General features: G+C 35.7%; 13 protein-coding genes. 3 read left to right on the forward strand and 10 right to left on the reverse strand.

Features of this window, described 5'->3' with window-relative positions:
* Positions 1-25 precede the first annotated feature (25 nt).
* The 7 genes from lptC to HOG71_05240 all read right to left on the reverse strand — a co-directional run bounded on the left by lptC (position 26) and on the right by HOG71_05240 (position 11,182).
* On the reverse strand, positions 26-1,570 hold the full coding sequence (gene lptC, locus HOG71_05210) for an LPS export ABC transporter periplasmic protein LptC (GenBank protein ID MBT5990232.1): 1,545 nt from the start codon (positions 1,568-1,570) through the stop codon (positions 26-28).
* 22 nt (positions 1,571-1,592) lie between these two features.
* Complete coding sequence (locus HOG71_05215) at positions 1,593-2,201, reverse strand: sprT domain-containing protein (GenBank protein MBT5990233.1); 609 nt, start codon at positions 2,199-2,201, stop codon at positions 1,593-1,595.
* Between the two features lie 5 nt (positions 2,202-2,206).
* Positions 2,207-3,571 (reverse strand): histidine--tRNA ligase, encoded by a 1,365-nt coding sequence (locus tag HOG71_05220; protein MBT5990234.1) that lies wholly within the window; start codon positions 3,569-3,571, stop codon positions 2,207-2,209.
* A gap of 84 nt (positions 3,572-3,655) precedes the next feature.
* Positions 3,656-4,234: a D-sedoheptulose 7-phosphate isomerase gene (lpcA, locus tag HOG71_05225; protein MBT5990235.1), complete on the reverse strand. Its 579-nt coding sequence runs from the start codon at positions 4,232-4,234 to the stop codon at positions 3,656-3,658.
* Complete coding sequence (locus tag HOG71_05230) at positions 4,230-6,266, reverse strand: thioredoxin fold domain-containing protein (protein ID MBT5990236.1); 2,037 nt, start codon at positions 6,264-6,266, stop codon at positions 4,230-4,232. Before HOG71_05230 ends, lpcA begins: the two co-directional genes overlap by 5 nt.
* 20 nt (positions 6,267-6,286) lie before the next feature.
* Positions 6,287-9,232 (reverse strand): hypothetical protein, encoded by a 2,946-nt coding sequence (locus tag HOG71_05235; protein MBT5990237.1) that lies wholly within the window; start codon positions 9,230-9,232, stop codon positions 6,287-6,289.
* Between the two features lie 105 nt (positions 9,233-9,337).
* Positions 9,338-11,182, reverse strand: coding sequence for a T9SS type A sorting domain-containing protein (locus HOG71_05240; protein ID MBT5990238.1), 1,845 nt, complete (start codon positions 11,180-11,182; stop codon positions 9,338-9,340).
* A gap of 89 nt (positions 11,183-11,271) precedes the next feature.
* Between HOG71_05240 and HOG71_05245 the strand changes: the two genes are divergently transcribed.
* Genes HOG71_05245 through HOG71_05255 form a run of 3 tightly spaced genes read left to right on the forward strand, consistent with a single transcriptional unit; the run spans position 11,272 to position 13,733 of the window.
* On the forward strand, positions 11,272-11,733 hold the full coding sequence (locus HOG71_05245; GenBank protein ID MBT5990239.1) for a nucleoside deaminase: 462 nt from the start codon (positions 11,272-11,274) through the stop codon (positions 11,731-11,733).
* Positions 11,723-12,712 carry a bifunctional oligoribonuclease/PAP phosphatase NrnA gene (locus HOG71_05250; GenBank protein ID MBT5990240.1) on the forward strand — a complete coding sequence of 330 codons (990 nt, stop codon included), beginning with the start codon at positions 11,723-11,725 and terminating at the stop codon, positions 12,710-12,712. Before HOG71_05245 ends, HOG71_05250 begins: the two co-directional genes overlap by 11 nt.
* Before the next feature lie 49 nt (positions 12,713-12,761).
* Entirely contained in the window at positions 12,762-13,733 is a 972-nt protein-coding gene (locus HOG71_05255; protein MBT5990241.1) for a hypothetical protein, read from the forward strand.
* Between the two features lie 3 nt (positions 13,734-13,736).
* On the opposite strand, the gene HOG71_05260 is transcribed toward HOG71_05255, so the two are convergent.
* Genes HOG71_05260 through HOG71_05270 form a run of 3 tightly spaced genes read right to left on the reverse strand, consistent with a single transcriptional unit; the run spans position 13,737 to position 17,312 of the window.
* Positions 13,737-14,948 (reverse strand): bifunctional 3,4-dihydroxy-2-butanone-4-phosphate synthase/GTP cyclohydrolase II, encoded by a 1,212-nt coding sequence (locus tag HOG71_05260; protein MBT5990242.1) that lies wholly within the window; start codon positions 14,946-14,948, stop codon positions 13,737-13,739.
* A gap of 1 nt (position 14,949) precedes the next feature.
* A complete protein-coding gene (locus HOG71_05265) occupies positions 14,950-16,122 on the reverse strand; it encodes a glycosyltransferase (protein MBT5990243.1) in 1,173 nt (390 codons plus the stop codon).
* Positions 16,123-16,124: 2 nt separating this feature from the next.
* Positions 16,125-17,312 carry a glycosyltransferase gene (locus HOG71_05270; protein MBT5990244.1) on the reverse strand — a complete coding sequence of 396 codons (1,188 nt, stop codon included), beginning with the start codon at positions 17,310-17,312 and terminating at the stop codon, positions 16,125-16,127.
* Positions 17,313-17,347 lie beyond the last annotated feature (35 nt).

Genomic DNA, 17,347 nt, shown 5'->3' on the forward strand with positions numbered 1-17,347 from the left:
TAATAACGAGTTGTATTCAATTTTGTTATTCAACTGTATTTGTTAAGCCATTGTCTCGTTTAAATATATCTTCAAATTTTACTGGTTTTTCTTTTTGCCTCCAACGAAAATCTTTCAACAGAGGATCATTTTTATCCATGTTCTTAGCCGGCTGAACAATTCCTTCCGGTTGCAGATTAAATCGTATTTCATCAATTTTATTGTCTTTCATTTTTATGTCGATGGTACTGGATTGAATGTTGTTTCGTCCGATGTATTTTTTCTCGCTATCCTGCAGGTAATAGAGGGATTCTGCATTTCCTTTTACAAAAATGTTGTCCAACTTGTTTTCCAGAAAGTAGGCCTGTAAATTTTTTCCTTTAATTTGATTAAAACGACTCGAATCAACCATTTCAATCATAAATGAGGAGCCGTTCACATCCATTTTGTCAAGATTTTGATTGCTCGTATATATCTGAATAAAATCCCCTGTGATTTGTGAACTATCAAACCATAATACTGGTTCAACATAAATCAGAAAAGACGAATCAATCGTTTGATAGGATAATGAATCGCACTTAAGCTTGAAGTTAGTACTGAATAATTTTACTTTATAGTAAGCCACAATTATGTTATCGTCAGTGGCTGGTATTTTAATTATTTTTAAAGTATCAGAATGCATGAAAAGGGTGTCGTCATCCATATATTTTATGAATAGTGCGCTATCTGTAATCCATGTAGTATTTTTTAATTCGTCATGAAAAGAAAGATTGCCTTTGATTTCAGTATTATCTTTTTCTTCGATAATCCGAACCATTCCTTCTGCATGTGCATCTCCAGTATTGTCGTTGTAAAGAAGTTTATCACCATATATTTTTCGACTATTGCTAAAAACATAGGCGTTTTTTCGAAACTCTGCTTTCTTTGAATTGGTGTTATACCAACCTGCTTCGCAATATACCTCTGAATCATCTCCATCAATAGTGGTGGGTCCGAGAAAAGTGGCCACCCGATTATTGGCATTGTAGCGCAATGAATCGGTATGCATGGTAAAATCTGGATTCACTAAAACCACATCATGCTTAAAATACATATCCTTGGTGTTGGAATAATAATATCCTTGCTTACTGGTGAGTGTATTTGCTGAATCCACAATTGTTGCACCAAGTCTATATGACGCAATTTTACTTTCCATATGATAGGTAAGATGAGGTGTGCTGAGCGTCATGTCTTTATCAGAAAGTACCACATTATGGTCAACTTCTGCCAGCTTGGTTTCTAAATTATAATGTAGAAAATGTCCTGTTAAGTTAAAATCACTTCCCTGATTAATTCGCACATTATTATATGCTTCAAAGTAATTTTTGTTTTCAAAGTGATAAGCACTATCACAATACATCAGCGCTCCTTCGTGCTCTAAAATAACATTGCCAATTAGTTTTTTAAGTTTACCGGATTTGTTATCGATTCCTTCTAAATAATCGGCTTGAATAATTTTAAGTTTCTTGATGGGTTGAGCAAAAAGACTAGCATTTATCAGCAGAGATAAAACAAGCAGGTATAGGTATTTTGATGTTTTGCGTTTTGGCATATACTTATGCTGATTTGCAAATTTAAGTCCGAACAGGTTTAACTTCTGCAAGTGGATTAAACAGATATATTTTTTTCGTTTTCAATTCAATGCATTTATAGCGTTTTCTGAGTTTTTCTTTCTTTTGAAACAAGCGTCCATTTCTCCATTCAAATACACTTTCCATGGGAATTTCTTCAATTGTAGGCAGTTGATTCGGATTATCATCATATTCTTTTAACAGTCTGCTTAAAACTGTATCGCTACTGCTTGATGCTTTTGGGTTTTGCATATGCTTGATGAGGTGTAACCTCAATTCGTCAGGAAATACGCCATTTTGAAGCACAGGATACATGAGGTTAGAAAATACATTTTTCCATTCAATTCCGTGTGGGGCTGCTTTTCGTCCATGCATTTGCCATGTTTTGAGATGAGCAATTTCGTGGATGAGTGTTATCAAAAAGGCATACGGATTCAAATCGCCTGAAATATGGATAACTGGTCTTACATTTTTGTGTCCAGCTCTAAACGAGCCATGTCTGGTTTTTCGGGGATTGGTGATTTTTATCAAAATACCCTGCTTGTCAAGCAACTCATCTATATAGGGTAAAGTTGAATCGGGTAGGAATTGTTCAAGCACTTTAATCGACATAAGCCTTATGCGTTGACTTCATTTATAACGCCCTGAATATTCAGTTTTTGCTGCTCTCCGGTTTTCATGTTTTTGAGAGAATACAGCTCATTTTTCATTTCATCATCACCAATAATCACCACATAAGGAATGTTCAACTTATCGGCATAGCTCATTTGCTTTTTCATTTTAGCATTGTCGGGATACAACTCTGCCCTGATTCCTGCATTTCTAATCTGCTGCAATAAAGGCAAACAATGTTCAGCTTCTTTTTCGCCAAAATTCACAAACAACAATTGGGTGGCATCTACTTGGTCTGAAGGAAATGCATCCAACTCATTCAATACATCATAAATACGATCAGCACCAAATGAAATCCCCACACCTGACATGTCTTTCAGTCCAAAAATACCAGTGAGGTCATCATAGCGCCCTCCTCCACAAATACTGCCGATTTGGATATCATTGGCTGCAACTTCAATAATGGCACCCGTATAATAATTAAGGCCACGGGCAAGTGTCAGGTCAATTTCAAGCAATTTGTCGCAATTTACCTTTTCCAGCGAATTAATAATTGTCTGTATTTCTGCAATACCTTTGGCACCTATTTCGGTTTTGCCGGCTATGTTCGTGAGCATATCAATTTTGCTTTTGTTTGAGGACTCATCAGATGTCAATAAACCCTTAAGCTGGTCAATTGCTGTTTGACTGAGCTCCTTTGCTATTAGCTCCTGCTCTACTTTATCGATACCAATTTTATCCAACTTGTCAATAGCAATTGTAATGTCAATGAATTTATCGGATTCTCCAATTGCTTCCATTATTCCCTGAAGTACTTTCCTATTATTCAGCTTGATTTTAACTGAAATGCCAAGTTTGGCAAAAACATCATGAATAATTTGAATGAGTTCTACCTCGTTCAGTAATGAATTGGAGCCTATTACATCTACATCGCATTGGTAGAATTCCCTGTAACGACCTTTTTGAGGTCTGTCGGCACGCCATACAGGTTGAATTTGATAACGCTTAAACGGAAAAGTAATGTCATTGAAATGTTCGACAACATAACGGGCAAAAGGAACCGTTAGATCATAACGCAAACCTTTTTCGGCTATTTTTGATGTCAGCTTATTCGATTGTTTTGAAGCTAATTCCACATCACTTAGTTTGCCTAAATAATCGCCAGAATTCAAAACCTTAAAAAGTAATTTATCTCCTTCTTCTCCATATTTTCCAGTCAGAGTCGATAAGTTTTCCATGGCCGGAGTTTCGATAGAATGATAGCCATAGAGCTTGAAAACGCTTTCAATCGTTTTGAAAATATAGTTTCTTCGGCTTGTTTCCATCGGATTGAAATCCCTAAATCCTTTGGGTGTTGACGTTTTAGCCATAGCTTAAGTTTTGTACAAAAGTATTAAAAAAGATAAGTGAATGCTGAAAATATTATTCAGCAATGGTGTATAAGAAGAACCTGCTTACAACCAAAGCTTTCGCTCTAAATAGTCGATCAGTAGATGAATTACCTTAATATGAATTTCTTGAATACGGTCGGAATAGCCTGTATGGGCAACCCTGATTTCAATATCACAGATATCTGACATGCCGCCACCATCTTTTCCTGTTAGCGCTATAACTTTCATTCCTCTTGATTGTGCTTCCTGTATGGCATTAATCACATTTGCCGAATTTCCGCTTGTGCTTATAGCCAAAAGTACATCTCCTTTTTTACCAACTGCCTCAATGTATCTGGAAAAAATGTACTCAAAGCCATAATCATTGGCCACGCAAGTAATGTGAGCAGGGTCAGAGATGGCCACTGCAGCAATGGCATTTCTGTCATCCCTGAAACGGCCAGTTAATTCTTCAGCAAAATGCATGGCATCAGCCATAGAGCCACCATTGCCACAAGAAATGATTTTGTTTTCGTTATTAATACAATCGACCAATAGTTCACCAGCTAACTGAATATTTTTCAAATTATCCTGATTAGATAAAAAAGCATCTAATAAGTTTCTGGCTTCTTCTAATTGCTTTTTGATTTCGTCCATCTTAATTTTCAAATGAAAAAGTAGATTCCGGTATTTGCTGTGATTTAAATTTCTTTAGACCCTCTGTTAAAAAGTCAATAAAATGCTGAACATTCTTGTCGTAAGAATGTGCTTTAACCATTTGTTTTTCTTCGTGATTTAAAATAACATAATATGGTTGAGAGTTTACCTCGTATTTTCTTTGCTGAAAGTCCGTGTTTTTCTTACCAAGTTTTTTAATTGTACGCTTGCTACCTTCTGGCTTATACCATTCGTTTTCTGGCAGTTTTATCGTTTTATCGTCAACATATAAGGCAATGATAACAAATTCTTCACGTAGCAATTTTAAAACGCGGGGATCGGACCATACACTGGCTTCCATTTCACGACAGTTAACACAACCATGTCCGGTGAAATCAATAAAAATAGGCTTCCCCTGTTCTTTGGCGCAGATTAACCCTTGTTCATATTCGAAATAACCTGTAAGTCCATGTGGAAGGTGTAAGTCATCTCCATATTTAGGTTTTTCACACATGGCCTGTTTGCTATCTAATTCCGTGACATCCTTTCCTTCTAAAAGAATCATTTCTGCATTGGTTCGGATAATTTCATTCAGATCAAAATCATGTGTATGTTGTGGAGGCAGGTAGCCTGATAGTGCTTTTAGTGGAGCGCCAAACATTCCAGGCACTAAATACACCACAAAAGTGAATGTAGCAATGGCCATGATTAATTTGGGGACTCCTACGTGAGGAACATCAGAGTCGTGAGCAAATTTTATTTTTCCCAACAGATAAAACGCCATTAAAGTGAAAATGACAATCCAGAAAGCTAAATATATTTCGCGGTCTAAAAGCCCCCAATGATACGTTTGATCGGCAACAGATAAGAATTTTAATCCAAGGGCTAGTTCAATAAAGCCCAATATTACTTTCACATTATTCAACCAACCACCCGATTGAGGTAATTTGGCCAACCAATGTGGGAAAACGGCAAACAAAGTAAAAGGTAGGGCGAATGCAATTCCAAATGCAAGCATACCCATAATCGGTTTTAAGATTTCACCACCTGCTGATTGAAATACCAATGAGCCAACAATGGGGCCTGTACAGGCAAATGAAACTAATACTGTAGTTAATGCCATAAAAAATGGACCTGCCCAACCACCCTGATCTGCTTTTTGATCAGACTTGGATATCATCCAATTGGGCAAGGTAATTTCAAACATCCCAAAAAAGGAGGCTGCAAAAAAGACAAAAATCAGGAAAAACAGTATGTTTGGTAACCAATGTGTGCTTAAGAAATTGCCAAAATCGGCACCGAATACAACAGCCATTACAGAACCAAATATGGTATAAATAGCAATGATTGAAAATCCAAATAATAATCCTTTTCTGATACCTTTTTTCTTTTCCTCTTCACCATGCATGAAAAAAGAAACTGTCATTGGTATCATTGGGAAAACACAAGGAGTAACAATAGCTGCTAATCCTGCTAGGAAAGCTATCAGAAGAAATCCCCAATCGGTTTCTTCAGTGGGCTCAGTTGCAGGAATTTCCGTATTTGCAACCTCTTCTTTCCCTGAAAGAAAGCTAAAATCAAATTCAAAATCAATTTCTTTGGGTGACAAACATTGCTTATCGTCACAGGCCATAAATTCTAAATAGCCGGTAACTTTTGAAACATTCTTAATCTTAATTTTTTGTACAAAAACAGCTTTGTGCATAAACGACTTCAAAATCATATCGAAGTTTTCATCATAATCGGAATGCACTTCAGACCTTTCTTCGACCTTGCCTATAAACTCAATGTCCGGATTATCATCGAAATTAAATGATGTCGGAACAGGAGTGATTGCATCCGGATCGTCACTGGCAATATCTTGAGAATATAAATGCCATTTGTCATCTATTTTAGCTGTCATCACCAATTCGTACTGATCGTTGACGATAGCTTTTATTTCAAATGTCCAATTTACCGGATCTTGCATTTGTGAAAACACACTTGTAGAAGTAAGAAGGAAAAGAGTGATTATTAGTAAAAGCTTGCTTTTTGCCATTTTGCTGTAAATTAAATATCCTAATTGTTAATTATCTTACCTGAAAGGGAAACTTCTTTCATTGTACCCAAACCTGATTTGTCAAATTGTTTGATAATTTTTTCCTTATTGCCTATGACCAGAAACTGCATTTCATCAGGATTGATAGTAGCTGAAACGAATTTTTTAAGTTTCCCTCCTTTGGTTTTCTTGACCACTTTCATACGACTTGAAAAATAGTCGTTTGGTAGGTTCTCTGTATTAATTGAGTTTAACAAACAGGCTTTGGATGAATTTGATTCATATTTGCAATTTTCCAATCTAAGATATTGTCCTGTCCACAGTTTTAAATCTTTCTTATTAGATTTTGTTGTAGCCAGAGCATTAATATGACTTAAAAGTTCATTAATGACTTTAGCAGCGCTATCGTAATCAGTCTGGAAACTTAGATAATAAGAATGTACATTTCCGGTAATTTTTTCAAATGAACCAAAATCACTGATGTTAGAATTCAATTTCAAATACTCTTTCAACAGCCCATCTTGTTTACCTAATATATGATTAAAGTATTTAGCCCTTGTGTTTTCATCGACATCAACAGGAAGATTTAGATAATTGACCAACACATCTGCTTTTTCATTTCTTTTGAAATCGCAATAATAAAATTGTTTCCCAAAAGGCAAAGTGTCGCCCTGAATTTTTGCTACAACATCTCCTGTTGGAACAGATTGCCATTGTCTAAAGTTTTCAATGAGGTCACTCATTTGTCCTTCTGGTGCATTTCCAGTTATAAATACCTTGGAGTTTATGGGATCGAAAAGATAAACATATCTTTCAGATAGGCGTAGGACCATTACCATAAGTTCATCTTTATCAGTAATATAATCTTGCTTCTGCATTTCTTGCATTGGAAACATTCTGTTTATTAATAAATCTGAAAATAAATGATGAGGATTCAATTTCAAATATTGTTTTTCAGTGGAAAGTTGATCAACAATTGATTCCATATCTACATGAATGGGATGATTTGACAAAAACATTTCACGTAAAATCTCTTTTACAACATTCAGGTTGTTTGGTGAGGTTTCTACTTCGATGATCAAATGATTATTCAGGAATTTAAAGTCGAAAGATGTATTGCTATGTATCAGTTGATTCATAATATCCCCATTCATATGAGTTTCCATATAGGAGTACATCGAATGGAGAATAATCTCTTCAGTTTTTGGATTTTCAAGTAAAGTGCGAATATTACTGAAGTCAACCCGTAAGGTCAGATTAAAATTCTGACTTGTTAAATCCGGTGAGACAAAGTACGTAAGTCCATTTTCAAGCGTTACTTCTTTATAAATTGGGAAAGGATATGCCTTTACTTTATTTAATTTAGCCTTGTATGTACTTGCAGTTGGTATTTTTATGTTGGCAATTTCCTCTTCAAGTGTTGGTTGCACAATTGATTCTAACTCATGAATTTTATGATTATCAACACCTGCTTTTAGTTCAGCTTTACCTTTTGGCAAAACGCTAATGACAACAGCTGGTTTATCAACAAGAAATTGGTTGGCAATTTCAAAAATTGAACTTGGATTAATAGCTTGAATGCTGGAAAGCTCATTGGATAAGCTATTTGGGTTTCCAAGATAAAACTCATAATCTGCAAGTGTTTTTGCTTCGTGAGCACTTAATTCAAATCCAGACAATAGTTTACCTATTTCAACTGCAGTGAGTAATTGCATACGTCTATCCAGCTGAAATTGACGATTTTCAAAATCCATTCTGATTTTTTCAATATCAATCACTTCTCCATCTTTTTGCTCTCTGCGCTTTTGATCCATTTCTTGCTCAGGAAGTTGGAAAGTATGTCGGATTGTATATTCAATAGTGTCTTTAATAACAGCCAGACTAACACCTGGTTTTGCAATAACCTCTATAATAAATTCACCCTCGTGCTTATAGGTTTTGTGATAAACATGAACATCTTCGGCTAGCTTGGCTGAATATAAAAGCTTAGATAAGCTGCCATTTTTTTCATTATCCAGCATAAATGCGGCTATATTAAGGGCAACACTTTCGTTTGTGTATTTTGAAACACTGGGATATACCATTCGAAGAAAAGGCGTTTTTAGTTCTGTATTTTCATTAAAATGAGTGATATAACGATTTTTTGTTAGTGGGTCTACATTAGCACCATTAAGCAAATCTATTTGATTGCCAACTTTGTCGGATGTAAATGAAGTAGCAGGATAATTGGAGAAATATTTCGAAACCAATTTAATGGCATCCTCAGTATTAATATCTCCTGAAATAGAAAGAATCAAGTTATTGGCACCAAACCACTCGGAGTAAAATTTCTTAATGTCAGTAAGTGCAGCTGATTGATATTGTTCAGTTTTACCTGTTATTTGCCAGGAATAAGGATGGGCAAATGGGTAAAGTGCTTTTCTCGCAAATATTTCTGCTTTTTCAAAACCATTATTGGATTGTTTATTCAACTCTTCCTGCAAAATTACCTCAATGGCATTTTGCAAACTGACTTGTGAAACGCCAGGGATGAACTCAAATAATCTTTTGGATTCTTTGGAAAGTGCGGATTCGAACAAATCGGAGGGAACAGAAAGTCTGCAATTTGTTTTGTCGATATCCAAATTCCAATCGTATTTTCCACCATAATCGGTGTAGAAATCAGAATTGACACTTTCATTCATTTCATAAAGCAAATAGGAAATCAAATACATCACTTCTGTACGGTCAGCATAGCTGGCTGATGATCCAATTTTGTGTAAGAAATTAAGACTTACCACAGGATCAGAATGATCTTCATTAATAATGACGGTCATTCCATTATCCAATTCATACTTTTCATGAGGGATACTGAATGATCCGAAAATATTGTTTTCCTTAGTAGTGTTGGATTCAATTTTTTTATACTGTGCGTACAAGCCAGTGTAGAAAATAATTCCGGCTAAAATAAATGCAAATTTTTTCATATTCGTTTTTCAGTGATATTTTGTAGAATTCACATTTCATGAACGTGAGTTCTATTGTTTTTCAATTATTATTCCAAAATAAACATGTACAATGAGGGAGCAAATTTATCTCTTTATCATAAATTTTTGGGATATTCTTCCAAATTCAGTATCAAAAAGAAAAATATACTGACCACTAGGCAGACTTTTAATGTCAATATTGCAGTTGTGGTCGTTTGCATTTTTAAGTAATTCTTCTTTTTGAAGGGCCATTTTCCCCTCTATTGATAGAATTGTGAATGATACTCTGGATTGTTCGTAAAGGCTGTAATTAATTATAATATTTTGATTGGCAGGGTTTGGACTTATCGATTTTAGCGAAAATTTGCCACCTACTTGACTGATTTCTGCTATGCTTTGAGGTTCTTTTTCTAATTTGGCAAAAGCAACATATATATCAAGATCTCCATCTCCTTTTCTGCCATCTGCCCAAACAGCTATGGCATGTCCCTTTGTGGCTAAAACCTGATTATACTCCCCTACACCAAATTGATTATTTTTATTCCCAACTGTGCTAAAGTTGGTAAAGGCAGAGCTTACGTTAAAATTGCTTGTAAAACTTTGCCCCCCATCAAAAGAATAGGCTAAATAGTATTGAGTGATTTCATTTTGGACATTTGAAACAGAATGCCTGCCATCATACCATCCTATTACTACAACTCCCTCTTCATTAACATATATATTTGAATAAAACTGGTCTTTTGGAGAAAGCTTATCGTCATCATTTAAAAGCTTGGGCTCTGTCCACGACACACCAGCATCAGTGGATCGGGCAAAATAAACATCACTTCCCGTGTTTTCATCTGAATTAATTCCTTTAGCCGTCCATGTAATGTAAATATTTCCTGCATGAGCAGACTTGCCTTGATCAACTGCCATGTAAGGAGCTGGATAAATCCGAGGACTTGATCCTGAACTTTTTACTCCGGTAATTGCGTCAGGCATCATGAAATTTGTAATCAATTTGGGACTGCTATAGCTTTCGCCTCCATCTGTTGATTTGCTATGCCATAAAGATCGTTTGTCATCGCAAAAAGTGACATGTACATGGCCGTTGTGGTCTACTGCTACATTACCAAATTGCACACTTGTAAACGATCCATTTGAAATTTCAATGGGATTTAAATCAAACTCGCTACTGTCGGCTTGTTTACGTTGAACAACTATGCGGATTTTACCCGTCTGCATATTTGCCCGTAAATAAGAAACATACAAATTACCTTTATGGGCACTATTACTTTGATCGGTTGCCATCCATTGTTTGTCAGAAATTAAGGGCAAGGTTCCCAATGAATTTCCAGATGATAAACAAATATAATTCGAGTCGGTTGTTTGCCAGTTAGCTCCTCCGTCATCAGAATAAGCCCAAAGTAATGCCCAATGATAAGAAGTAGTGCTGGTTCGGTATAAGCTTATCCATGTATAATAACACTTTCCACCAGCGTCATAGGCGAATACAGGATCTCCTCCACCAAGAACAGTTGCATTGCTTACATCCGGACGAGGGTCAAAATTGCTTTCACTCCAGCTTTTACCAAAATCTTTGCTGAAATAAATCGGTAGTGTATATCCTCCAAATGGAATCAATCGAATGGGGCAAAGAACAATGTTATTAGAGTCTGTAGGATTGAGTCCGGCATGAACCTCTGATTCTGCAATAATATTATTTGTTACTTGTGTTTCGGTTCCCAATGAGCGTCTGAAAGTAGAATGACCATTTTCCCAAATCCTTTCGGCTTCAACAAATGTTTCTATTTGTTCAGGTTCAATTCGTAATTTTTCCTGGATTATCTCCTGGATGGATTCTTGAATTTGCTTATTTTGTGCATAATTTTGAGCCAGAATTGAAATAGGTAGTAAGCCCGAAAAAAAGAAGATTGAAATAAGTATAATGGAGCCACGTAATGTCATGCTTCGAATTTATTTTATATAAAAACAAATTTAGGTCTATCTTTACAATTCACCCTAATGATTAATTAGTAAAGAAATATTTAAAACATATGATCTCCTCGACTTTCAATGATGATTATTTTATGAAAAAGGCTTTTGAGGAAGCCCAAGCAGCATTGGAAGAGGGAGAGGTTCCTGTTGGTGCAATTATAGTTGCCGAAAATAAAATTATTGGCAGGGGACATAATCAAACGGAAATACTTCATGATGTGACTGCACATGCTGAAATAATAGCTATTTCGGCAGCATCAAATTATTTGGGATCTAAATATCTGAAAGATTGCAGATTGTATGTTACACTAGAGCCTTGCGCGATGTGTGCAGCAGCTATTAATGCAGCACAATTGGAAAGCCTTGTATTTGCTGCAGACGATCCCAAGAAAGGTTATAGGCTGTATAAACCTTCATTAATTCACCCCAAGCTAAAAGTTATTAGCGGTATTCGACAAGATGAATGCAGAATGATATTGCAGGAATTTTTTGAGGAAAAAAGAAATAAGAATGATAATTGACCCACGCATTATAGACTTTTTAAGTACGAAACACAAAATTCTAATTACAACTCATGTTCGGCCTGATGGGGATGCCATCGGATCCTCTTTGGCTCTCATGCATTTTCTTAGAAAAAAAGGTCATTATGTAATGCTAACTTTTCCTTCCATTTTTGCCGATTATCATAAGTGGTTTCCTGGTGTGGAAGATGCCCTGATATATCCACATAAGAAAGGAAGCGTTGAAACCTTTTTAAAAAATACAGATTTGATTATTGCTGTAGATTTTAATGATTTAAAAAGGAATGCAGATTTGGGTAAGTATTTAGCTGAATTGGAAATACCCAAACTGATGATAGATCATCATCCCGAACCAGATACAAGTTTCACCTATGAAGTTTGGAGTACAAAATATTGTGCAGCTGGTGAGGCTGTATTTGATTTAATTAATGCCATTGACGAAACTTCGTTAATGGATCAGACTATTTGCACTTGCCTATATGCAGCGATTATTTCTGATAGTGGATCTTTTCGCTACCCTTCGGTGACCAAACGAACGTTTGAAATTGCCTCAAAATTACTTGAATCAGGCATAGAACATAGCCTGATACAAAGAGAAGTGTACGATAATTTCAGTGAGAAGAGATTGCGTTTTTGGGGGCATTGTGTGACAGAAAAAATGGAATTTATCGAAGAACATAAAGCAGCATTTATTAGCGTATCCAAGGAAGATTTTGAAAAATTCAAAACCAAGGCTTCAGATACGGAAAATCTGGTGAATTTCCCTATGAATATTAAGGATGTCATCATCTCAGTTTTGCTGGTTGAGCACGATGGCTTTATCAAATTATCGTTTCGATCAAAAGATGAATTCCCTGTAAATGAGCTGGCGAAAAAATACTTTAATGGCGGTGGACATTTGAATGCTGCAGGTGGTGAAAGCAAATCGGATATGGCAACTGCCATCCAGGAATTGAGAGATGGATTGAAAACACTCTAAATATTTAAAAATTTTGCTAACTTGACTATCAATTCAAATAGCAATTCGTATGCATAATAAAGTGCAATATGTTTTATTCATTGTTTTATTTTGTTTCCAGATACTTATTTTTAGTAATTGCGAAACAGAAGGCAGAATACCAAGGCTGAAAACAAGTGAAACTACTAATATTACTTCAACAACTGCAATTAGTGGAGGCAGTATTTTGTCAAATGGAGGTGAGTTTATAATTGCTCGTGGCGTTTGTTGGAGTGAAAATCAAAACCCAACAATTCTGGATAGTGTTGTAACAAATGGAAGTGGAGATGGAAGTTTTTCCAGTATACTGAAAGGTTTAATTCCAAATACAAGCTATTATGTAAGGGCATTTGCAACCAACATTAATGGAACAGGTTATGGAAAAGAAATTACATTTTCTACAACCAGTATCTCAGATGTGGATGGGAACAGTTATAACTATGTAACAATAGGAACTCAAGTTTGGATGCTTGAGAATTTAAGAACCACAAAATATAGAAATGGTGATCCGATTCCGAATGTAGCAGATAGTCACCTTTGGGTGAATCTTAATTCTGCAGCATATTGTAATTACAATAATGATATAAATAATGTCGCAATCTATGGGCGCTTATACAATTGGTTTGCAATAAATGACTCTAGAAATATTGCCCCTGAAGGTTGGCATGTTGCTTCAGATGCTGAATGGCAAATTTTAGTGGATTATCTTGATGGAAATAAAATGGCAGGTTTTAAACTTAAAGAGTCAGGATTAAGTCATTGGAAAACCCCAAACTTTTCAAATAATGAAAGCGGTTTTACAGCACTTCCTTCAGGAACAAGAGATGGGTATTATGGAACTTATTTGAATATTGGATTTTATGGGTTTTGGTGGACTTCAACTCCATATTTAGATCTTATGCAATGGGCAAATTACAGATGCATGATAAATGAGGAAAGAAATGTGTATCGACAGCGGATAATGAATACTGCTGGCCATTCTGTCCGCTGTATCAGGGATTAGAAATTATTTTAAATCTTGTGCATGCAGGTCATGCCCCATTTTATCCTTTTTTGTTTTCAGATATTTTTGGTTGAATTCATTAGGCTCAATCTCTAAAGGTATATGTTCTGAAATATTAAGACCATATCCTTGCAGGCCAATTCGTTTCGCAGGATTATTCGAAATAAGTTTAATATTATTTACGTTCAAGTCGCGTAAAATTTGAGCACCTACTCCATAATCTCTTTCATCAGGTTGAAAGCCTAAATGAAGATTCGCCTCTACAGTATCAAAACCGTTTTCCTGTAGTTTATAAGCTTTTAGTTTGTTTACCAAACCAATTCCTCGCCCTTCCTGATTCATATAAATAACAACACCTTTGCCATCATCTTCCACCATTTGCATGGCTTTATGCAGCTGAGGTCCGCAGTCGCAGCGGTATGATCCAAAAATATCTCCTGTTACACAAGATGAGTGAACCCGAACCATAATGGGTTCGTCTGCTTCCCATTTTCCTTTAACCAATGCCAGATGAACTTCGTTTGTTGTTAATTGTTTGTAGGCAATAACATCGAAATCGCCAAATTCAGTAGGTAAATCTACATCAATCAATCGTTCAATTAATGATTCAGTAGATAATCGGTAGGCAATTAGGTCTTTTATCGAGATGATTTTGAGATCAAACTTTTTAGCAATTTTAAAAAGCTGAGGAAGCCTTGCCATGGTTCCATCGTCATTTAAAATTTCGACCAAAGCTCCGACAGGCTCAAAACCTGCTAAACGAGCCAGATCAATAGTTGCTTCTGTATGTCCTGACCTACGCAATACGCCACCTTCTTTTGCTCGCAAAGGAAATATATGTCCGGGTTTTCCAAAGTCTTCAGGTTTAGTTTCCGGGGCAATTAATGCCTGTATTGTTTTAGACCGATCAGCTGCAGAAATTCCGGTTGTACATCCATGCCCATTTAGGTCGATAGATACGGTAAAAGGAGTTTCATGTAAAGCAGTATTATTGGTTACCATCAGTTCCAAGCCTAATTCATCAGCTCGCGATTCGATTAAGGGTGCACAAATTAATCCTCGACCTTCTTTAGCCATAAAATTAATTTGTTCAGGGGTAGCATTTCTGGCAGCTGTAACAAAGTCTCCCTCATTTTCTCTGTCCTCGTCATCAACAACGATTATTAATTTTCCCTTCTTGATGTCCTCTATTGCCTCTGTTACTTTGTTTAACATCTTACTGATATCTTTGAGTGGGTTGCCATATATTCGACTTAACCCCTTTAATAAACTTAAAAAAACCAATCAATAAAGCCAAATTCATCAAATAGAAATGGCTTATAAAACGCAACAAATTTAAGTGAAGATTAATACTGCGCAAGAAAGTATCCATTAATGGAATAATTAGTAATATAATTTGTCCAAAAAGGCTGATCTGAAAAAATAGTCCTTTCTGAAAAAGCATGACATTGGAGGTTAAAAGAAGTAGCAAAAAAAATGGGCCTAGCCAGCGTAATATTTTGTGAGAAACAAAACTAAAGGAAACACCAGAATAAAGGGGCCATATTAGCTTCCAATAACGAAAAAGATTCTGAAAATTACCAATTGAAATACGCACTTTCCGCCTAAACTCTTCTTTGATTTTGTTTGAGATATCTTCATAACAAATGGCATGAAGCTCGTTAATGCAAACACCTTTATTTTCGATTACATTCATGGTAATGTAAAAATCATCCATGAAAAAACGAGCAGGAACAGCTGCATAATATTGCGGGCGAATGGAATAACAACCACCAAAAGCGCCAATCATTGAACCCCACAGAATTCCTTCCTGATATTTAATCAAATTTTCGCGGCTGATATATTTTTCTTCCTGAAAGGAAATACCGTCTTTTCTGAAGCGTGAATTAATAATATTACCACCAACCAACGATATCTCATTGTTTTTATAATGCTTCACTAATTGGTAAATGGTATCTTCTTCAAAAATCACATTGGCATCTGTTAAAATGAAAATTTCGTTACTTGCATTTTTAACCAATTCGTTTATGATAGATGATTTTCCTGTTCGTCCCGGGAACTTAAACAGTTTTAAATTCGAATAGTTTGCTTCAAAGCTTTTAATAATTTCATTGGTTTTATCGGTAGATGCATCTGAACCTATCAGGAATTCAATTTTGTCGATAGGGTAATTGCTTTCAAATGTTTTACGAATTTTTTCTTCAATAACTAATTCCTCATTGTAAGCTGCCAATAAAATGGAAACGCTAGGTAATTCCATATCATTCGGTTGAAAAACAAGATCATTTTGTTTTTTATTACGAGCCAAAAATGCAATTATCCATGGGTAAAACAGGTAGGACTGTAAAATACAGAAAATGCTTAATATGAAAATAATTTCCCAAATCATAATTAGCTGTGCTTCTTATTAATGGGTTTAATTTGTTGCAGTTTTGACAGAAAATTCTCGATTATCTCTTTGTTATTGTATTTAGTTTGGACCAATTTAATTGCTTCTGCTCCAATTTTTGCTGCCAGTGATTTGTCAGCTTGAAGCAACCTTGTTTTTTCAAGAAAAGCTTGTGGACTATCGGCAATCAGTATATTTTTCCCATCCTCATAGGCAATTCCTTCGGCTCCAACCTGAGTTGAGATTATACATTTACCCAATGCCATTCCTTCAATTACTTTTATACGCATGCCACTTCCCGAAATAAGCGGAACTATCATAACTTCATTTTCCTTGATAAAGGCATGAGCATCGTCTACTTCACCAATGATTTTAACTCCGGGGTGTTTGCTATCCAGAAAAGATTTGGGCATGTTTCGACCCGCAACCTGAAACGTTAATGTGGGAAATTCAGCATATATCAATGGCCATATATCCATTAAAAACCATTCCAGAGCTTCCTGATTTGGGAGCCAATCGAGGGCTCCTAAATGAAAAAATGTTTGTGGTTTTGTTTTTTGAGGATCGGCTTTAAAAAGTTCAAAATCGATTCCTGAAGGCGTGGTGATTAATGGGATTTTACATCCATTGTCTCTGAAAAAATCACCATCCATATCCGTAATTGGTGCAATGGCATCAAAAGAATTAAGTGTACCTATCTCAAATTTCTTCAACCTCTTTACCATCACATTGAGGAAAAGTTTTTTTAATCCGCTGGTTTGTCTGGCTAGCCGTTGCCATATGAGGTGCTCTACATTATGCGATCTTAATACAACCAAAGCATTGCTGCATTGTTTGATTAGTGGTAAGTACATACTAACCTTCAAACTTTCAATGATAATTATATCATAGGAATTCCTTTTCAGTAAGTTTTTTAGTTTGAACTTAAAAGCTGTATCGGAATAGCGAGTAAGGTAATAGGGCTTATTGGTAAAAAAATTAAAAAAAGCACCAATCAGCGTAATATCACTATTAATTCGCTGGCTATGAAACTCACCCAATTTTTGAATTGATTCTGGTAAATTATTCAGATCTATATCATGTTTATTTGTGATCGGCACAAGTAATGTCAAATTTACGCCAGTATCAGCAAGCCCTTTGCTCAAATTATACATGGCAATAGCTCCGCCATCTTTCAATGGGTAAGGCATTCGAAAGCAGAGTTGAAGGATATTCATTTTATTAC

It is taken from the genome of Bacteroidota bacterium (assembly GCA_018698135.1).
In the GTDB taxonomy this organism is placed as follows: Bacteria; Bacteroidota; Bacteroidia; order CAILMK01; family JAAYUY01; genus JABINZ01.